The organism is Nitrospira sp. CMX1 (assembly GCF_054902215.1).
This window is the reverse complement of the sequence record NZ_JBUBKD010000033.1, coordinates 24166-43762: the sequence shown is the minus strand read 5'-3', so window position 1 is coordinate 43762 and position 19597 is coordinate 24166. Positions and strand designations below refer to the sequence as shown.

Genomic DNA, 19597 nt, shown 5'->3' with positions numbered 1-19597 from the left:
TACATCCGTGTCATGCATGATCATTGGCTCATTTTTCGGAGCCAAGCCGTGAGATCCGCTCGATAGAAATGGTAGGCCGCAACTCCAGACCTCTGCACCGCAGTTACGGTAAGGGCGCTGACCAGATGCGCGTGGCGTCGATGGTGCTTGGGCCGGAGAAGACGATGTTGCCCGCAGCATCTTGAATCTCTACCAAAATGGTTCCTTGAAGTTGTTCACCACCGCGGATCAATTGAAACTGATACCGCACCTTTTCCTTACCAATCACAATGCCCGGCGAGGTGGGATGATCAGGAGCACCTTGGTAGAGCAGCACAATCGTGGCCTCGAATCCGCCGTTCTTCGAACGGCGCCACTCCCCATGACCTGTGGTGGCCAGCAGAGGGCCAAGCGGAGACTCCGGCAGATAGAGTCGACGTGACTCGACGAGATTGCCGTCTGCACCGAACGTCAAGAGGGTCGTCAACGGAGGAAGCGATGCCGTAGTTGAGCGGGCGACTCCTTCCCACGAGCCTGTTGGCGTCCGATCTTCATGGGCAAATGCAGGTACTACGACTAGCCCAGCCAACACAAGCCCAATCGCACACACCACCCTTCTCACATGATGAAACTTCATAGTGACCTTCCTGGCTAACAAAATTTTTGTATTTTTAGGCACCTCCCTCGGATTCGTCAAGTCAGTCCCCGGTCAGGAAGGTGTAGGCTTACCACTTCTTGGCCCACGAGAGACACATTAGCTCGGCAATTCGTTACTACGGACCCGACATCACTGGCGTATCGGTCACGCTCTCAAACGCTAAGATCAATCCCCTCGACGGCAAAGCAGCTTTGTATGGTGTGGTGCTCGGTAATCCGGATGGTTTCAAGACCAAACAGGCTCTGTCGCTCGGCGAAGTCGGTGTAACACTCGATATTGGTTCGCTCACGACGGACGTGATCCGGATCAAAGAACTCACCCTTATCAAACCGGAGATCACGTACGAGTACGCCTCGGGCAAAAGCAACCTCGATGTACTGCAACAAAACATTGAACGTTCAATCGGCCAAGAGCAAGACACCAGGAAGAACCGTCGGGACTCGGAATCCGGCAAGAAACTCATCATCAAACATGTGCACGTGAAGAACGCGACAGCCCGCATGAGTACCGAGCTGCCTGGTGGCGAAGCCGTCTCGGTGCCGATCCCTGACTTGCACCTACAAGACATCGGCAGGAAATCAGACGGAGTCACAGCCGGTGAAGTCACCAAACAGATCCTCGGCCCGATCATTCAGCGAGTCAGCACGGCGATGGTAGCAGTTGGTGTACATACCACGAGCAAAACCATCCAGAACGCGGTGGACTCCGCGACTCAGACCATCAAGGATCTCTTCAAGTAGCCGGATGCTGGTCAAGTCTCGCCTGATCCAAGGCCGCCTTCCCCCTCTTTTTGCGGCCTAGAAAAACACCGCCTGTTTCAGTACACTCTCCCGAAACCTTCACTCGTTTCCTGAAAGGAAAGGGGTGCCGCATCACGACTTCATGATCTTGTCGCGAGGATTTCCATGGGATTTCTCAGCAAACTTCTGGATATGCCGTCGTTCAATGGCGCGACCAACGCGCTCCTCGTCGAGTTGGCTTTGCTTGAATTTACAGAGTCAGAGCGGACCCAGCTGAAAGGCCGTGTCGTTGAGCTCTATCACACCTATCGTGCTGCGGATGGCACCATGGAAGCAGCCATGGTCGAGCTGAATCAAATACCCCGCTTCTTCCAATTGAACCTGGTAGCCCTTGCCATGAAGGACCTTGGATTGAAGCCGCCTCTCAAAAAAGAAAAACTGCAGAAAGTTCATGATCCGTTCGATCCCAATCACGCGGATGAACGCGCGCTGAACGCAGTCGCACGACGATTGAAATGGCAACACGGGATCGAAATTTGGATTCGTGAAGAGCCCATCAGTTTTGATTCCTGGTAACCGGTCATTCGCTTGACAGAGCAATTGATCCACAGTTATTCTGCCGAGGCTTCCTCGGTTTAGTGACCACATACAGGAGACGCCATGTCCATTTCTGCTTTTCGGGCACTGTTGCTTGCCGTGCTGTTTGTTTCCATCCCTCTCCTCGTTGCCTCATTCAGTCACGCGGCGGAATTCAAGATGGGGGTCGTGGACCCGCAATCGGTGTTAGAAAAGTCCAAGGCAGGAAAGCGGGCGCTCGAAGGGCTGAAAGAATATGTGTCGACCAGGCAGAAGCTCCTGGCCAAGGATGAGGAGGAGCTTCGCAATACAGAGAAGCAACTGAAAGATCAAACCCTCAACAAGTGGACCGACACAGAGAAGAAGGAAAAGGAGGGGCAATTCCGAGGGAAGGTTCAGGACTTCCAGAAGCGCGCGCAAGAATTCAATGCGGAACTTCAGAAAAAACAAAAAGAATTAGTTGACGAGTATATGAAGAAGATCTCAACCGCCACCCAGACTGTCGCAGAAAAAGGTGGCGTGGCCCTCGTCGTCGACAAAGGCAGTGAGCAGACCGTCAAAATCGTGATCTACAACAAGGATACAATTGATCTCACGGAGCAAGTCATTAAGGAGTTCGATCGAGTCAACAAGTAGTCCGGGCAATACAGGTCTTCGCTCATTCCAGAGGAAACCCTGCTTCCCGCCATGCGCGGATGCCCCCACCCATCGACATCACATTCTCATACCCCATCTGTTGCAACGCATCGGCAGCCAGCGCCGATCGATAGCCTCCTCCACAATACAGCACGATGGAGTCCTGTTTATCAGGAACCACCGACTCGATATCCCGCTCAATAATTCCTTTCCCAAGATGCCGGGCGCCTCTGGCATGGTCCTGAGCGAATTCATGGTCCTCACGGATATCGATGAAATGGAACCGCTCACCCCGGTCGAGACGCGCCTTCACCTCAACCACGCTACATTCCTTCACCCGTTGCTTCGCTTGGTCGACAAGTTTCAAGAAGCCTGGGTTATGCTTCATCCATTCCTCCCTGCTCAAAACAGAGACGGTTGTTCGCGTCCTGGCCGTCGAAATGTCTGTGGAACGGGACGCAAGCCGTCTTCAGGAAATTCCGCCTTCCGTTTTGCAAGCTCAAAGAGCTGTTCGATCAATTTCCAATAGGGCCCTTGCCCCTTTTGTCGCTTAAAAAATCGACTCTCTGTTAATGCCCCGCCTCGAATTTCACGGAGACGGTTGGTGACTTTTCCAATCCGTTCCGGGAACGCCTCCGCAATCCGATCAACAAACACTGACTCCACACTTCCTGACAATCTCAACAGACTGTAAGTCGCCGTACAGGCCTCGGCATGCTGCGCTCGCTCAAGCAAATCCGGAATATCCTCTTCATTGAGACCAGGAATGACGGGTGCGATCGAAATGCCGGTGGGAATGCCGACAGCAGAAAGCGCCTGCATGGCGGCAAACCGCTTAGTGATCGACGGGGCTTGTGGTTCTATCCTACGAGCCACCTCATCGGACGAAAATGGAATACTGAAATACACCAGCACCCACGCTTCTCGTTGCAGTTGAACAAGTACATCGACATCACGCAGGACCAACGCCCCCTTCGTGATGATCACCACTGGATTTCGATACTCGGCACAAACTTGCAGACAGGCACGGGTCAATCGATGGTTTACTTCAAGCGGTTGATAGCAGTCCGTATTTCCAGAAAACAGAATCAGCTCTCCCCGCCACGCAGTCTTCTCAAAAGCCTGCCGCAGCAGCCGCGGCGCATCTTCTTTGACCACGATCTTACTGTCAAAGTCGGTTCCAGCGCCAAATCCCCAATACTCATGAGTAGGACGTGCATAACAATAGGCACAGGCATGAAAGCAGCCGCGATAGGGATTCACACTCCAGCGAAACGGTAAATCTGGGCTGTCGTTATGACTCAAGATCTCCCGACTCTCGTCTGAATAAAGCATTAACTTCGCGACAGCCGCCGGCTCAAGGAGATCACGATGCTGAGACTCGAAGGGGTTGGGGGGATTGGAGATCCGGCGCATCGGCCTATCCTCTGCTCTATGCTCGATTGATGTCAAACTCCAGCCCTGGCGAGCAGAGCCTGCTGAAACACCTTGACCGTTTCGTTGACTCTCAGAAACCTAGATGCTAGATTCCATCCGCTTTTTAAAGGATACCCTGTGCACGACCTCAAGCAGCTTCGCGACAATCTCGACCACATCCGCACCGCTCTGGGACGACGCGGAAACGACGTCCAATGGAGCAACATCCAGCAGTTGAGCGAACAACGACGAACCATCACGACGCAGGTTGAGCAGCTCCGATTCGAACTCAATAAAGGCTCTGAAGAGGTCGCTCGTCTACGCCGAGCCAAAGAACCGGCTGAAACCGCCATGGCCGCGATGAAGCAGCTGGGAGACCGTATCAAAGAAGCCGAAGGAGCGTTGCGAACGGTCGAAGAGGCGCTGAGCGATGTCGCCCTTCGCATCCCCAACCTCCCCCATGCCTCCGTCCCGGCGGGGGGTGATGCATCAGAAAATGTTGAAGTTCGTCGATGGGGAGCCATCCCGTCTTTTTCCTCTACTCCCAGACCTCATTGGGAAATCGGGGAAAGCCTCGGCATCTTGGATTTTGATCGGGCCGCAAAGATCGCCGGAGCCAGGTTTTCCGTCATGACTGGGACCGGTGCCAGGCTGGAACGAGCGTTGATCAACTATATGCTCGATCGTCACACCACCCAACATGGATATCGAGAAGTGATTCCTCCTCTCATGGTGAATCGATCGACGATGACGGGCACCGGTCAACTTCCTAAATTCGAGGAGGATCTCTTTCGTCTGAAAGACGAAGACTACTTCCTCATTCCCACCGCAGAAGTACCGATCACGAATCTGCACCGTGAAGAGATCCTGAGCGGAGACCGTTTACCGCTACGATATACCGCCTATACGCCCTGTTTTCGGCGAGAGGCGGGATCCTATGGAAAAGATACAAGAGGGCTCATACGCCTCCACCAATTCAACAAGGTAGAACTGGTTGCGTTCACCACGCCCGATCGGTCCTATGAGGAACTTGAGCGCCTGACAGGGCACGCAGAATCGATCTTGCAAGACTTGAATCTCTCCTATCGCGTGATGGCACTCTGCTCCGGGGATATGGGATTTTCCGCCGCCAAGACCTATGACCTAGAAGTGTGGTTACCCTCTCAACAACAGTATCGGGAGATTTCCTCCTGCAGCAATTTCGAATCGTTCCAAGCCAGGCGCGCAGGCATCAAATATCGACCCGCTGGCGGAAAGAAAGAGGCGAAAGCCGACTTTGTGCACACGCTCAACGGTTCAGGCCTGGCCGTCGGACGAACCGTAGTCGCCATCTTAGAAAACTTTCAACAACCTGATGGATCGGTTGAAATTCCACCGGCACTCCGGCCATATATGGGAGGTCAGGAAAAAATTTCTAAAGAATGAGTTTATCCCGTCGCACTTCATCACCCCGAATTAAAAGGACGAGATACGGTTGACGAATTGTTTCTGACTTTCCTCGGACAAGCTATCGCTCCCCACATGAAATCATAACGTCGGCCGTTCCCGACATGGCGAGATCAAGCGAGTGTACCCTCTCGTGGTATCAACACAGTGACAGACGTTGAAAACGAGAGCGGAAGATGTGAAACATCCGTAGCCATCAACCTTATGGGTTCCAATGCGAGCAGTTCCTCCGTCTATGATCTGTCGGCGTCCAAACTTCTCTCCATCAGTACAAGACGCACTGATCAGGGCATCGCTGCTTCTCATCTCTGATTGCTGGTTTTACTTTGACTTGGTGATTCGGAGGATCTCCCGAATCCCATGTTGTTTCGCGTGTTCTACCGTATTCTTCAGGACTTCCTCTTCGGTCTTGCCTCCTACAACATGCTCGCATCCGGATGATGGATCAACGGTGGCGCACTCAACCATTTTCCCCATGATAGCCTCTCCTAGGTAAACCAGCGCTGCAAACCTTGCGATCTGCCATGCGAAAACCCTCTGATATGAATTCAGTCCGGTAACCTATAGGCGATCGACAATGGACGACCATGGGATTATCCCTAATCATGATAGGACTTCAAACCTGCAGGACATTAAGGCAAACCGAGAGTTCTCGCACAAGCGCATATGCGTCGAGAAGCAGACGTGACTGGACCATGCCACTGTTTCCAGGGCTTACCGATATGTACTGGACGTAAAAGCATATCCCACCGTTCATGTGTTAAGTACCGCCCTGCCTAACGCCAGGGAGTTTACTAGTTCTAGGATATCGTTGAGGCGAGTAGCATCTTTATCATTAGAGATCCAATCAAGCAGAGGCTGGTAGGATAGAGAACCGCAAACGCTCTTACCTGTTGATGTGCCGGAGACCACATCGAAAGATCTCAATCAAGACATCTCAACCCAGGATGGATTTATGATGACTTCACAAATTATTCGAGGAGCATCAGGCAGTAGTGTGCTGTTTCTTGGGCTGTTTACCCTGCTTCAGGTGAGCGATGTCGTGTTTGCAGCAACCGAATCGAAGCGATCCCTCTGTGAAATACCACCCGGGCAAAATGCCCTACGGGTCGAACAAGATCAGGATAGAGGCACTCGTACCATTTCCGGTGAACTCATAAGCGCGGACGGAGATTATTTTGTCGTAAAGGACGAAAGTGGGAAAGAAGTGAGCTTGCTTACCGACAAGAGGACGGACAAGCCGATCATTGAGAAAGGAAACCACATTACGGCATATGTCGACGAGGATAATTATGCTTTGTGGATTCGATCCGACGACAGTGCAGATCGCAGAAGTGAACACGGCTCGGTTGACTGCAACCCGGGTTAATTACGCCCCCTACCCCACTCTATGCACTTTTCTCGTGCCACGTTCACTGGAAGCAGATTAGTTTGGCCTCTCGTGATCGTCCTTCTGTTACCCGTTGCCGATACCGAACAAGTAGCATTAAAACACTTTCTGATGGATGAGGAGTGTCAATCGGAGAAAGAGCGTGTTGAGTTGAAAGTGGCGGAGAGTTATCCGTACAACGTCTTTCGCAGCATGTGTGCGTTTCAAGCTTCCCCAAACTAGGTACAGTACGTACAATAGAACAATTCCATGCATCGTACCGGTTGTTCTGGCCTAGGGAAATGCCCAGTACCACCTGAGCCTACCAGAGCCTACAGTAATTCGCACTCGTGGAAGGATGTCTTACTTATTGTCCATCGTCCTAGTATTGACACTTCTGGCGCCAACAACGGGGGCGGCTGATGTCTCCCTCTCTCAAGCCGGAATGAGCCACGCAGATGGGCAGATTGGTCCGACCCTTCCCGATCATGCCACGCACGCCCCCCACACAACATTCAGCAGTGGAAGCACAGTCCTTAATTGGGAGACCGGTGCCGGTCGCAGTTACATCATTCCCATGAGCGAAATCCTCGCCTATATTTTCCTCCTCAATCGATACGATCGGGAGTTTGTCGACCCCAAGCCAGTCTATCGCACCGATGGAAATACCATCTGGCAACAACTCACCGAGTCTAAATGGGTGCTCGACAACGATCAGTTTTCGGTGAATCAATTCTTGCATCCATACGGCGGCAGTGTGTACTACGGGCTCGCGCGATCGGCCGGCCTGAACTTCTGGGAGTCGTTGCTCTATAGCTCTGCGGGGAGTTTCTTTTGGGAAATTGCGGGCGAGACATCGCCGCCATCCATCAACGACATGATCGCCACTCCTATCGGCGGATCCTTGTTGGGAGAGCCGCTTTTTCGTATGGCGAGTCTGTTGCTCGAAACCAACGAGGGACGGCCTGGCTTCTGGCGAGCGCTTGGAGCAACGGTACTCTCACCTCCTACGGGGTTCAATCGCCTCATATTTGGTGACCGTTTCGATACGGTCTTCCCCAGTCGCCAACCAGCTACCTTCTTGCGCCTACGACTCGGCGGTATAGTTTCAACAAGCAGTCATCACGTTCCTTCAGGTGTGAGAGAGCATGGAGGCATCGGCGATGTTACGTTTACGTATGGCTTGCCCGGCAAGCCGGGTTATCGCTACACACGTCCGTTTGACTATTTTGACTTTCATATCACGGCGGTCACGACCAATACGCTGGAAAGCATCAACACACGCGGCTTGTTGATCGGCACATCCTATGCGTTCGGAGAATCGACTCGCGGAGCATGGGGCTTGTTCGGCAGTTATGACTATATTTCACCGCAAGTGTTCCGGGTCTCCAGCGTCGCGCTTTCACTTGGCACCGTCTGGCAATCGTGGCTGTCGCCCTCGATTGCTCTTCAAGGCGTTGTACTTGCCGGTTCGGGTTATGGCGCGGCCGGCAGCATCCAACGTACTGAGGAACGTGACTACCACTATGGGACCACAGGTCAAGGACTTCTCGCGCTGCGGCTGATCGTTGGAAATCACGCCATGCTCGACTTCACAGGACGTGAGTACTATACCAGTGGTCTTTTCTCTGCGGAGCCGCACGGACAAGAAAACATCCTGCGCGGTGAAACATCTCTGACCTTCCGCATTGTTGGTCCACACGGGGTGTCGCTCCGCTATGCCGTCTCACACCGCGATGCGCACTATCCCAATGTCGAATTCCGTGATCAGACGGTCGAAACAATTAGTCTTCTGTATGTCTTCCTTGGCAAGACCGGGTTTGGAGCTGTTGCGTGGCAGTGAGTCTCGAGGTGCTTAATCCTATGATGAATTCTCATGAAAGATGGCGCATTTGTTGACCGATGGATGTCTTCTCTTATGGCACAAGCTTCCTATATTCGCTCGAGGCAGCAGCATCAGGAGAAAAACGCAGTCGATGTGGGTTGCTGACCAAGTTCCGACCTGGTCTGACCCTGCCATGAAATACCCCCGGCACACTCGAAGCCCGGACATACGGCCCTGGACAGTTTCAGAACTAGCCCCGACTCTTCCCACCTTGAATTGGGCGTCCAATTCGTGTACAACCCCCCTCCTCTAAGACCCCTAACGGAAATATTCGTATACAAAAAAGGAGTCGAAATGGGAGCATCGTGGTCCTTGAGTCAAGAAGAAGAAGACCTGAATCGCCAGCGCTTGTTTCGAAAGGCGAGAAAAGGCGACGAGAAAGCCAAGCAGGAGCTACAAGAAGTCTATGGCGTGCGATTATGGGCGGAGCATGAACGGGCTGAGTTGGTATATGAAAATCCTCGATACAATGCTAGACGCGGTAGCCAAAAGTCTTGAACATCTCGATAAGCGAACCGACGAACCCAGAAAGACAATAAGACACGTCGCGAATACTGTCGAATCGCCTTCACGCGAGTGGCCTCTGTTTACGAATGGCTGATCACCAGGTCAACCGAAACACCCAAGGCCGCGCGATCTCGTAACTACCAGAAGCGCAACATTAGGGGTGACGGAGCGGTCGAACCTGCCTGTCTTGAAAACAGTTTCAGATCCTCAGCCCCCCAAATCCTGGATTCATGGCTTCTGATTGGATAGGATGGGTCCTTTACGGCCCATCCTGTTTCCATTTCAGCACTCCGAGTGAACCCCAATCACACTATACCTCCTGACGTGCGGCTCCTACCTCCCCCTCCACAATCGGCACACCCCCCACCTGATCATAGATTTTGAGACTCATTGAGTTTTGCAGGACCAAGAGAAATGACCGGTTCAGATCGTGGGAAGGTACGAGGTCAATGCCACAGCTGGGGTACACGAAACTGAGGCAAAAGAGGTGTGAGGCAAACGCGTGGTGAATCTAGTAAGAAGGATCAGAGCATGTCGCAATATCATCTGCTCCCCCGATGCCACCCCCGTTGAGAAGCCTTGGTCCCATATTGGGGTTGCAGTACCAGCGCAAAAATGGAATCGGGTGATCTGGACACTACATCATGAAAACTCTATCATACCGTTCTCTACATAAGAGGGGGTGTAGGCTATGAGGAACGAAAGGTGGTGGCAGGTTGAGTGGCAAGTAGTTTTGCAAGCACCGCTATCGTTTGGCATAAGCCTATTGACGCTCTCTCTCTTGATTGGAGGCGTGCAATACGGACTCTATCACTCAAACCTTGCACTCAAAACAGACAGGATCGCATCTCTCCGGGAAGAGAATGACCGGTTAAGGCACGAAATAAAAAGGCTAGTAAAGCTCAATGCGCTTCAAGAGGCACCATTGAAGGAGATCCCCGATACGAACAAAAAATGCCCCGAGGCCTGTCAATCATCTGTTCAGACTCAGCGGATGTAGTGAATCCGATTTGGCTTGTCTAATCGAGTCCTACCCTCACAACTGCAGAACGATTCTGCGAATTGCATCTTCGTGGACTCCTCTGAAGGGGCTGTCATATTTATGATAATTGGCCGTCTGCGGCGCGTCGGTCCATGATGGATCCCACATGAACGTAGACCACATCAACCCCTTGCATCAATATTGGGATTTGCGCCTGAACCCGCGCAAGCTGCAAACGCTCTGCGCGTCGCCCACATTCAAGAGGTCAGACCCGTATTTTACCGAGCCAGCACCCTGTAAGCGACCCCCCATCTGGATCAGTAAAACCGACATCGTCGCCTATCTCAAGCTCAGCCCGACCGACGCCCAAACTCTTTTCGATAGCGCCTCTTGTCAGTACCTCATCGATGGCATCGAAAAAATCTCCACATGCCAGTTACAAACCCAACTCTACCCCAACCTGATTCGGACGATGCAGCGCCATCCCTCATACTCGTCGATTCGGCTGGTGTCTCTCACGGCCATCGAAGTTCTTCTACATTGAACCACCACAATCCCAGCATGTGGCATTCAAGAAGAGACCTGAACGTATTCAAGGAGACGTGCCGGTTGAGTCGTCTCACGGTTCAGTGCGTTTGCCCTGCTGCACCAGCAACCCTGTCCGCGTATCAATGCTGACCAACAGGTCATGAAGACTAAAGAGCAGGATGGCCCCTTCACACATGATGCGCCAGACCAGATTGCCCACCACGAGGGCCGCGATTCCGCCAAGGCGAGTGAAAATCGGACCAGCCGCATACTCATCCAGCGCATCAGGAGACAGGATCGACAACAGCCCCGCAGCGGTGATGAAGCCAGCTCCGACAAAGTAGATCACTTTAATCAGCTGCGGAGTCACCAATTCCCGAAAGGCAAAATACTCGGCATAGAAGCTCATGTATCTCACCGATTTTGCTCGTGGTGCATTCAATGTCTGCTCACACACTGAGCACTTCGTGGCCGAGGCATCGTTTTCCGTAAAACATTGTGGACATTTCATAGACACTCCCTCCGGTCAGCAGTTCAAGAATAGACAAAGATCTTTCATGCAGCTTAACTGACTTCCAACTTCAATGAGAAGAAGAAAGGAGTGTTGGAATGAAACCGCTCGCTCCTACACACAAGGAATTGGGCAAGCTGTTGGCTACCGAAGCCGTAGATACCTACATCGCGGAGAACAACTCTATGGACAAACGAATCCACATTCCGAAGAGTGACGTCTCACTCCATCAGTTCGTCTACATCCACGAAAACAACGGCTCCCCCAATCGCCCGAGTGGTGTCGTGTAGGTCGCCAAGTCAGTCGATGTCGCGTGCGGTGAGCATAACTATAACGGCATCCTCATCAAAGCCAGTGTGTGGATTCAGCAGCACGCTCGGGTGGCCACGACGACTACACTCACGCCGCAGCCGGTGCCCTCGTCCTGACCCAAGTGGATCGTCGCCTATTCGCGGTGAACGTTCTCACCGGCTAGATTCTTACCAACCGGAAACTTTGGCGACGTGGCGTGATCCCTTGACACCCTCTTTTGATCTTTGCTAGATCGAGGTTCAAGGAGCTGAGGATGACAACGACAGGTCGGAAAATGATTCCCTATAGCGACACGGCCATGGAAGCGATGTTTGCCCACGTCGCGGACATTATGCTGGAACATGGCCTGGTCGAACCTCAGGACGATGCTGAAGCCTTCGCAGCGGACATTATGGATCTTTTGCACTCGCAAGGGCATGTGAATGATCTTGGGGATGTTATTCTAGGCCGATTTCTCCTGCTTCCTTCCCAAAGCCCGAAGCTCTCTTTATTGCTCGTGTCACCGCTGCCAACAGATCCGTATGATGAGGAACTTCGACGGAAACCGTCACCCATCCAATTCAGTCGGACTGCGAGCGACCAAATCCTGCTCCCAAGTCGAATGCTGCTGACGATCATTGAGGAGTTGGCGAGTAATCCCGTCGCACCTGAAGACTTGCGATTTATATGCTTGAACGTCTCCCGGCGTGCTCTCCCGTTCCCCGATATCGTCCTGCCTCCCGAGGTAGAAACCGTTGCCCTCCCAACAGAGCAACAAGACATTGTCGAAGCCCTCGTGCCGGGGTGCATTCTCACCGTGAATCTTGAAATGAAGGCTTGACCCACGCCCATCTCATCCTCCCAAATCGACCATCTAACCGTCAGGTTCCGGCGAGGAGACCCGTCTGTTAGCCGAGTGCGAGGAACCGCTGCGAACGATGGCATTGATCGGGATCTATTGTGGCGTGCGACTTAAAAGCGAGGGATTGACGTTGCGGTGGAGCGATATCGATTTTGGACGAGGGACGGTATCCGTCCAAGTGGCCTACTTGAAAAGCTCAAAGCCCCGAACAATTCCGATGAGCTCACTCGTGCGCGAGGCGTTGGGACGACTCCCCCCAAAAAGCGAATGGGTGTTTACCAAACCCACCGGAACACCGTATACTGCGCGATCTCCTAAAGGGTTGATGAGCAATATCGTCTTTGGGGTAAGCAAGCTTGGTACGCTTCTAAGGAACTCAATTAGGTTTTATCCGGCGACGCCATAACGAAAAAATGGTGAACAGTCGCCAGGACAACCAAAGGTCGGTTTGGAGGGGTGACGGAGCGGCCGAACGTGCCGGTCTTGAAAACAGATTTAGACCCTCAAGAACCTCCGAAAACCGCATAAACAGCGGCTTCTGATTGGACAGGATGGGTCATCTGTGGCTCATCCTGTTCTCATTTCCGCGCCCCAAGTGGACCCCGCTAACGACGTACATTCTTACCTGCTGATCCTACCTTCCCTACCTCTCTTCCTCTAACTCCGATGCCGCTCTCTTACAACCGGCACACCCCCCCACTGGCATTGGCAATCGGTCCCATTTGGGGTTTGCCCCACCAGGACAAAAATGGCCACGGAACCGCTTACAAACGGGATTCCCCCCAATTTCAACCCACGAACGCGCTACAGACCAGGAGTCCATGCAGACCGGTAGGAGCGGAGAGTCCAGCCCATGTGTCTGTTCGGGCAGGTCCGCTAAGCCTGGAATACTAGTCCGAGGTTGAACTATTTGGCACTTTGAGCTGCCCCGTTAGCTCATCAATACATTTGTGATGCCCTGGAATGTGGCCATGCGGTAAGTGCGATTTTTTCTCCACCTTGGACAAATCCAGATTTGTCGCCTTCGTTGCAAGGTACGCCCAGATTTCTGCAAGGTCGGCTTCCGCCGTGTCCGTGAGACGAAGGGTCAGGGTTTGGCTAATAATTTCCTCCCTCGCGCCATAATTTTTCTCGGATCAAAGTCGGTGACGCGCCCAGCGGCAAGATCCGCCACGAGACACGTCTCTTGACAGATCCACGAAAGCATGTGACATTATGTCACATGCGGCCTGGATCGTTACGGGAAGCCCGAAAGACCCTTGGGATGACTCAGGAGACCCTCGCTCAGACGCTGCACTGCACCCGCCGATCGATCATCCGCTATGAAGATGGCACTGTTCCGATTCCCATGACGGTGGAATTAGCCCTCATGCAGCTCAGCTCCGCCCAGATTCCGCTAGCGGGAGTGGTTGCGGCTGGGGCGCCCATTGAACCGATTCCTCAGATGGAACGCGTCGAGGTGCCGAAAAGCATGGTCGGTCGTGGCGAGACCTTCGCCCTTCGTGTGAAAGGCACGTCCATGCAGAATGAGGGCATCTTTCCAGGTGACATTGTCGTGGTGCAGAAACACTCGTCTGCCAGCAATGGCCAGACCGTGATCGCCTTGGTAAACGGCGAGGCCACGATCAAGACGTACCTCCGTAAGGCCGGTACAGTAGAACTCCATCCCGCCAATGACGCCATGCAGCCGATCATCATCAAGCCGTCGGACAGCTTCCAGATCGAAGGCATTGTCGTCGGCGTCATCCGTCATCTCCGAAAGTGAGGCCTCGGCTGTTGGCACCATGGACCGCCAAATTGTCTGCTTTGCGATTCCTGCCTTCGAAGTTGCTGTCGCGCGGTTGCATGATTCCAGCCTCTCGACGCGACCACTGGCGATCGCCCCGTTAAATACTTCGCGTGCGCTTCTGCGTGAAGTCTCATCCGAAGCTGAACAAGCAGGCCTTGGGATCGGGATGTCCGTTGAGCAAGCGCGACGGGTCTGTCCCTCCCTGCACGTCCTGTCTCCGAATCTCTCTCGAATCCGTACGGCGGAAGCGTCGTTGCTTCAAATCGTGAGTCGCTATGCTCCGGTCTGGGAACCGGTTCAGTCTGGCTCCTTCGTGATGGATCTGACTGGCACTGGACGACTCTTTGGACCAGCGTATGATGTCGCGGCGAAGGTCCAGCATGAAGTCCTCGCTCAATATCGACTTGATGGGGTCGCTGGTGTGGGGAGCAACAAGCTGGTGGCTCAGACTGCGGCCACGTTGATTCAGCCGTCAGAACTGTATGATGTCCGGCCAGGGTCGGAGCCAATGTTCATGGCACCGCTGTCGGTGCGCACCCTGCCGGGCTTGCAGCGGCCTTGCATGCGGCAAGTGCTGACGCGGCTCGATGATCTGAACCTCGATACGCTCGGTGACGTGGCGGAGAGTCCCGTTGACGCGTTGGAAATGGCGTTGGGAGACTATGCTGGGCAACTCTCCCGCTGGGCGCAAGGGATCGATTCATTGCCGGTGTTGCCACCAGCGAGTCAGCCCCATCTCGAAGAGACGGTCCTCCTCGATCCAGATGAGATCGATGATTCTATTCTCACAGGTCGATTACTCGACACGCTGCAACGGCTCTGCCGGACGCTCCGGAGTCAGGGTCGCGTCTGTGGCCATCTCACCCTGACGATCCGGTACAGCGACCGCCTTGAAGTGACCAAATACGAGAGCGTCAGGCCTGAGACCTGCTGGGAATGTGATCTGTCCCCCGTGGTGCTGTCGCTCTTTCAGAAATGTATGCGTCGGCGAATTCGACTCCGCGCGATGACCCTCAGCATGGCTGGCTTGACTGGCTTTGCCGAGCAAGGCGTGCTGTTTGATGCTCGGCCTGTCGAGGAACAGCGTCGGCAGGAGCGGGCTAAGAAGCTCTCCGTCGCGTTCGATCAGCTCCATGCTCGATTCGGTGAGCAGGCCATTCGGTATGGGAGGAGTGATTGAGTGGCCTTCGTCCACCTGCATACACATTCGTCCTTTTCGCCGATGTGGGGCGTGCCGACGGTGGAGGTCCTCTGCCAGGCGATCAGGAATCAAGGGCAGGAGTTCCTCGCCCTCACAGATACCAACGGGCTGTACGGCGCGATCCGCTTTCTGGAGGTCGCGCGAGAGCATGGACTCAAACCCATCATAGGGGCAGAACTTGTCTCAGGTCAGCACCGGGCTGTCCTACTCGCGAAGAACCCCACAGGGTACGCCAATCTCTGTCGGATTCTATCCGCCCGCCACTGCGATGAGTTTTTTAACTTCATCGCGACCGTGGCTCAGCATCGCACGGGACTGGTGTTGCTATCCGATGATCCTGTCGCCCTGACCGCCTGGCAGACAGACTCAAGAGAGGATCTCTATGTCGAACTCACACCGGGTCCCACCTTACAAGTCACGGTGGCATTGAGCCGCCGACTCAGACTGCCGCCGGTAGCCACCACCCGTGCCGCGTTCCTCCACCCAGCCGACTATCAGGCCCATCGGCTGCTACGCGCGATCGCTGAAAACACGACACTCTCACGACTCAAGCCCGATCACTGTGCGCTCCCATCTCACTGGCTCATGCCGGAACCCGTGCTCGCGCGACATCTGCCTCACGTGCCGGAAGCGATGACGAACACGTGGCGGATTGCCGAGCAGTGCCACACTGATTGGGACTTTAAACAGACCATCTTTCCCTCCTTCCGTCAGCTTTCCTCGGACGCCGCCTTCGAAACCCTGCGCCGCAAGACCTATGACGGCGCCATCTGGCGATATGGTGCCTTGTCTCCCGTCGTCCGAGAGCGTATCGAGAAGGAACTCACCGTGATCTGTGACAAGGGCTATGCCGACTACTTTCTTGTGGTGGATGAAATTGTCCGTCAAGCGCCACGGACATGTGGTCGAGGGTCCGCCGCGGCATCAATCGTCTCCTACTGTCTAGGCCTCACGCACGTTGATCCGATCAAACACCATCTGTTGTTCGAACGGTTTCTCAATCCCGGTCGTCACGATCCGCCGGATATCGACATTGATTTCCCGTGGGATGAGCGACCGAAGATTCTCAACTGGGTGTTCGCTCACTATGGGCACCAACACGCAGCCATGGTCTCCAATCAAAACACCCTCGCCACGCGCGCCGCCTTGCGTGAGATCGCGAAGATCTATGGCCTGCCCGCCGCTGAAATCGGCAAGGCGCTGAACTTTCTGCAGCGACGAGCCGACTTCGTTGATGTGCGGCCAGGGATGACGGTGCAAGACTGGGCGCGGGACGTCTGCAGGGCGTTGAACCTCAGGAATCCCTGGCCGGAGATTCTCTACTGGTCGATACAATTGGACGGCCACTTCAGGAATCTAGGTCTCCATCCTGGCGGCGTCGTACTGGTCCCGGATGAGATCCGACGCTATGTGCCGGTGGAAATCTCGGCTTCCAAATTACCGGTGATTCAATGGGAGAAGGATCAGACAGAAGACGCGGGGCTCGTGAAGATCGACCTCTTGGGCAATCGCTCGCTCGCGGTCATCCGTGACGCGATCGCGGCCGTCGCCCGCAACACTGGCCGGGTCATCGACTATGCGACTTGGGACCCGATCACTGATCCAGCCACGAAGGACCTCATTCGGCGCGGCGAGACGATGGGCTGCTTCTACGTCGAGTCTCCCGCAACGAGGCTCTTACTCAAGAAGCTCTGGGGCGGGATGCCGCCGGCTCGACGTGCCGTGGCCGATGTCTTTGAGTATCTCGTGGTGGTATCGTCGATCATCCGTCCCGCTGCGAATGTGTTCGCCGATGAATTCGTGCGTCGAGCCCATGGGCAGCGATATCAGTCGCTTCATCCGCTGCTCGATGAGGTCCTGGCAGAGACGCACGGCATCATGGTGTATCAGGAAGATGTCATGAAAGTGGCAGTTGCCTTGGGTGGATCTTCGGTTGAAGACGGCGATCAGCTTCGGAAGGTGTTGAGCAAGAAACACAAGGAACGGCAACTGCGAGACTATCAACGCCAGTTCTATCAGGGAGCCATGGCTCGTGGTGTGGAATGTCGTGTGATCGATGCGATCTGGGCCATGATCATGAGCTTCGCGGGCTATAGCTTCTGTAAGCCACACAGTGCCAGCTACGCCCAAGTGAGCTTCAAGTCGGCCTACCTGCGCGCGCACTATCCCGCCGAGTTCATCGCTGCCGTGGTGAGTAATCAAGGCGGTTATTATTCAGCCTTCGCCTATCTATCAGAGGGACGACGGATGGGCCTCACCATCCTGCCGCCGGACATCAATGCGAGTGCGTGGGCCTACACCGGATCAGGAACCACCGTTCGGGTGGGACTCATGCAGATCAAAGGCCTTCAAAAAGACCTCGCCAAGCGGATCATCGCAGAGCGGGAAAAGCATGGTCCGTACCAATCGCTGTCAGATTTTCTGAGTCGCGTGAAGCTGGACTACGCCCAAGCGAAATTGTTGATCAAAGCCGGCTGCTTGGATTCGATTGCCGGTGAACTGACCAGACCGGCCCTACTCTGGCGCGTCTTTGCCGCGCAAGCGGCCAAGCCACCGAGCTCCATCCCAATCCCCACGCAGTATTCAGCTCAGAAGAAATTGCAGCATGAACTGGCCCTCTTCGGTTTTCCACTCCACTGCCATCCGCTCGATCTGTTCACGGAAGCACTGGCTGAGACCCCACACATGCTCGCGAAGGATTTAGATCAGTATGTGGGGAAACATGTCACCCTGATCGGCTGGCTCCTCACGGAGAAGATCGTCTCCACGAAAAAAGGTGAGCCGATGGAGTTCATGACCCTGGAGGATCAGACCGGAATATATGATGCCACCGTGTTTCCCGCCGCCTATCGGGAATACTGCCATCTGCTGGCGACAAATCAGGCCTATGTAGTGAGAGGCTTGGTCGAAGAGCATTTTTCGACCGTTACGGTCACCGTGAGAACACTACAACTCCTGACCACCGGTGGAATCCCGGCACCGAGTGAGCCTCTTGAGGAGCTACGCGTGTAGCCAGTACACTCCCGTTCCATGCCCCTCTCACCCCTGATTCGCTTTGGAACCTCCACCTGGACCTATGAAGGCTGGCAAGGCCAGGTCTATCTCAAGAAGTACGCCAAGACGACCTTTGCGCGAGAATGTCTGGGTGAATATTGTCAGTATCTCCACAACGGTGAACCTTGCTTTCGCACGGTCGGAAATGACTCCACCTTCTATCGGCCGCCGACCGCGAATCAACTTCGGCACTATCTGAACCAGATTCCTGAAGATTTCGAGATGTGCTTCAAGGTTTGGGAGGAGATCACGGTTCCTCAATGGGCAAAACAGTCGCGCTACGGCGTGAAGGCCGGACAACCGAATCCTCGATTTCTTGATGCGAAGCTATTTAATGATTTCGTGCTCACACCTTACCGAGAAGCGAAGTTTGGACTACACACCGGCCCATTCTTGTTTGAGTTCCAACGCCACGGGATGTCGAGCGAGGAGTTCTGCTCGCGACTGGATACCTTCTTCAGCCAACTCCCCAAGGATTTTCGCTATGCGGTCGAGATCAGGAATGCGGGCTTGCTAGGTCCTGATTATCGCAAGGTCTTAGAGCATCATGGCGTCGCCCATGTCTATAATCATTGGTCCTACATGCCGCCATTACGGGAGCAGCATCAACGGATGGAGGATTGCTTCACGACGCCTTTCACGGTCCTGCGCCTCCTGACGCCGCTCAAGATGTCTTATGAAGCTGCGAAGAAACGAGCGGAGCCGTATACCAAGATTGTGGAAGAGCTTCCAGAGATGCGGCGAGATACCGTGGACCTGGTGAAAAAAGCGGTGGGAGAGCAGCGACAGGCGTATGTCCTGGTGAATAACCGCAGCGAAGGGAATGCGCCCCTGACGATTCAAGCCCTGCGGAATGCGCTCCAAGTCGCGGAGAAGTAAGCGTTGACCCTTTCATTTGGGCTTGTCCTGAAGGCGAAAATCAGCTAACCATACCTGGGTCGTTCGAGGAGCGATCTCGCCGACGTGGAGACGCCGTATGCTTTCCCATGGATGATGAACCGATAAGATGCGAATTGCTCCAGCCGATCGCGAACAGGAGCGTGTCGTGCAGGTTAGCGATCGTACTGTCAAAAAGAACCCATACCTGATGCCAGATCTCTGGGCTGATTTCACGCAACAGGATGTGAATTTGTTAAACGTGGATTGTGACGATGACCTCATCCATGG

At 54.1% G+C, this 19597-nt stretch carries 21 protein-coding genes; 15 read left to right on the top strand and 6 right to left on the bottom strand.

Annotated features, from left to right (window positions below; translation table 11 throughout):
• Window positions 1-103: 103 nt before the first annotated feature.
• Complete coding sequence (locus tag ACYX34_RS09055) at window positions 104-616, bottom strand: hypothetical protein (protein WP_462076231.1); 513 nt, start codon at window positions 614-616, stop codon at window positions 104-106.
• Window positions 617-714: 98 nt separating this feature from the next.
• Here ACYX34_RS09055 and ACYX34_RS09050 point away from each other — a divergent pair, with 98 nt between their 5' ends.
• The 3 genes from ACYX34_RS09050 (at window position 715) to ACYX34_RS09040 (ending at window position 2589) form a co-directional block, all read left to right on the top strand.
• Window positions 715-1377, top strand: a complete 663-nt coding sequence (locus ACYX34_RS09050) for a hypothetical protein (RefSeq protein ID WP_462076230.1) — start codon at window positions 715-717, stop codon at window positions 1375-1377.
• Window positions 1378-1542: 165 nt separating this feature from the next.
• Window positions 1543-1953 carry a hypothetical protein gene (locus ACYX34_RS09045; protein ID WP_462076229.1) on the top strand — a complete coding sequence of 137 codons (411 nt, stop codon included), beginning with the start codon at window positions 1543-1545 and terminating at the stop codon, window positions 1951-1953.
• An 84-nt stretch (window positions 1954-2037) separates the two neighbouring features.
• Entirely contained in the window at window positions 2038-2589 is a 552-nt protein-coding gene (locus ACYX34_RS09040; protein ID WP_462076228.1) for an OmpH/Skp family outer membrane protein, read from the top strand.
• 22 nt (window positions 2590-2611) lie between these two features.
• Here the strand turns inward: ACYX34_RS09040 and ACYX34_RS09035 are convergent, their stop codons facing one another.
• Together ACYX34_RS09035 and ACYX34_RS09030 are read right to left on the bottom strand one after the other, a co-directional pair.
• Window positions 2612-2977 carry a rhodanese-like domain-containing protein gene (locus ACYX34_RS09035; RefSeq protein ID WP_462076227.1) on the bottom strand — a complete coding sequence of 122 codons (366 nt, stop codon included), beginning with the start codon at window positions 2975-2977 and terminating at the stop codon, window positions 2612-2614.
• Between the two features lie 14 nt (window positions 2978-2991).
• Window positions 2992-4005: a PA0069 family radical SAM protein gene (locus tag ACYX34_RS09030; protein ID WP_462076226.1), complete on the bottom strand. Its 1014-nt coding sequence runs from the start codon at window positions 4003-4005 to the stop codon at window positions 2992-2994.
• Between the two features lie 138 nt (window positions 4006-4143).
• Here ACYX34_RS09030 and serS point away from each other — a divergent pair, with 138 nt between their 5' ends.
• Window positions 4144-5430 carry a serine--tRNA ligase gene (serS, locus tag ACYX34_RS09025; protein WP_462076225.1) on the top strand — a complete coding sequence of 429 codons (1287 nt, stop codon included), beginning with the start codon at window positions 4144-4146 and terminating at the stop codon, window positions 5428-5430.
• 342 nt (window positions 5431-5772) lie between these two features.
• On the opposite strand, the gene ACYX34_RS09020 is transcribed toward serS, so the two are convergent.
• Window positions 5773-5928 carry a DUF1059 domain-containing protein gene (locus ACYX34_RS09020; RefSeq protein WP_462076224.1) on the bottom strand — a complete coding sequence of 52 codons (156 nt, stop codon included), beginning with the start codon at window positions 5926-5928 and terminating at the stop codon, window positions 5773-5775.
• A 478-nt stretch (window positions 5929-6406) separates the two neighbouring features.
• Between ACYX34_RS09020 and ACYX34_RS09015 the strand changes: the two genes are divergently transcribed.
• The 4 genes from ACYX34_RS09015 (at window position 6407) to ACYX34_RS09000 (ending at window position 10738) form a co-directional block, all read left to right on the top strand.
• The gene (locus tag ACYX34_RS09015; protein WP_462076223.1) at window positions 6407-6820 is read left to right on the top strand and encodes a hypothetical protein; all 414 of its coding nucleotides are present in this window, start codon (window positions 6407-6409) and stop codon (window positions 6818-6820) included.
• Between the two features lie 358 nt (window positions 6821-7178).
• The gene (locus ACYX34_RS09010; protein WP_462076222.1) at window positions 7179-8663 is read left to right on the top strand and encodes a DUF3943 domain-containing protein; all 1485 of its coding nucleotides are present in this window, start codon (window positions 7179-7181) and stop codon (window positions 8661-8663) included.
• A gap of 336 nt (window positions 8664-8999) precedes the next feature.
• Window positions 9000-9203, top strand: coding sequence for a hypothetical protein (locus ACYX34_RS09005; RefSeq protein ID WP_462076221.1), 204 nt, complete (start codon window positions 9000-9002; stop codon window positions 9201-9203).
• Window positions 9204-10360: 1157 nt separating this feature from the next.
• Window positions 10361-10738, top strand: coding sequence for a hypothetical protein (locus ACYX34_RS09000; RefSeq protein WP_462076220.1), 378 nt, complete (start codon window positions 10361-10363; stop codon window positions 10736-10738).
• 75 nt (window positions 10739-10813) lie between these two features.
• On the opposite strand, the gene ACYX34_RS08995 is transcribed toward ACYX34_RS09000, so the two are convergent.
• Entirely contained in the window at window positions 10814-11131 is a 318-nt protein-coding gene (locus ACYX34_RS08995) for a DUF4282 domain-containing protein (protein ID WP_462076219.1), read from the bottom strand.
• Window positions 11132-11331: 200 nt separating this feature from the next.
• On the opposite strand from ACYX34_RS08995, the gene ACYX34_RS08990 reads away from it, so the two are divergent.
• The 7 genes from ACYX34_RS08990 to ACYX34_RS08960 all read left to right on the top strand — a co-directional run bounded on the left by ACYX34_RS08990 (window position 11332) and on the right by ACYX34_RS08960 (window position 19309).
• Window positions 11332-11523, top strand: coding sequence for a hypothetical protein (locus ACYX34_RS08990; RefSeq protein ID WP_462076218.1), 192 nt, complete (start codon window positions 11332-11334; stop codon window positions 11521-11523).
• Between the two features lie 275 nt (window positions 11524-11798).
• Complete coding sequence (locus ACYX34_RS08985) at window positions 11799-12365, top strand: hypothetical protein (protein WP_462076217.1); 567 nt, start codon at window positions 11799-11801, stop codon at window positions 12363-12365.
• A 64-nt stretch (window positions 12366-12429) separates the two neighbouring features.
• Window positions 12430-12792 carry a tyrosine-type recombinase/integrase gene (locus tag ACYX34_RS08980; RefSeq protein ID WP_462076279.1) on the top strand — a complete coding sequence of 121 codons (363 nt, stop codon included), beginning with the start codon at window positions 12430-12432 and terminating at the stop codon, window positions 12790-12792.
• A gap of 801 nt (window positions 12793-13593) precedes the next feature.
• Window positions 13594-14151, top strand: coding sequence for a transcriptional repressor LexA (lexA, locus tag ACYX34_RS08975; RefSeq protein WP_462076216.1), 558 nt, complete (start codon window positions 13594-13596; stop codon window positions 14149-14151).
• A gap of 19 nt (window positions 14152-14170) precedes the next feature.
• A complete protein-coding gene (locus ACYX34_RS08970) occupies window positions 14171-15355 on the top strand; it encodes a DNA polymerase Y family protein (RefSeq protein ID WP_462076215.1) in 1185 nt (394 codons plus the stop codon).
• Window positions 15356-18388 (top strand): DNA polymerase III subunit alpha, encoded by a 3033-nt coding sequence (locus ACYX34_RS08965; protein ID WP_462076214.1) that lies wholly within the window; start codon window positions 15356-15358, stop codon window positions 18386-18388. It abuts the gene before it with no gap.
• Window positions 18389-18406: 18 nt separating this feature from the next.
• Window positions 18407-19309 carry a DUF72 domain-containing protein gene (locus ACYX34_RS08960; RefSeq protein WP_462076213.1) on the top strand — a complete coding sequence of 301 codons (903 nt, stop codon included), beginning with the start codon at window positions 18407-18409 and terminating at the stop codon, window positions 19307-19309.
• A 40-nt stretch (window positions 19310-19349) separates the two neighbouring features.
• On the opposite strand, the gene ACYX34_RS08955 is transcribed toward ACYX34_RS08960, so the two are convergent.
• Window positions 19350-19550 carry an IS1096 element passenger TnpR family protein gene (locus tag ACYX34_RS08955; protein WP_462076278.1) on the bottom strand — a complete coding sequence of 67 codons (201 nt, stop codon included), beginning with the start codon at window positions 19548-19550 and terminating at the stop codon, window positions 19350-19352.
• Window positions 19551-19597: the final 47 nt, after the last annotated feature.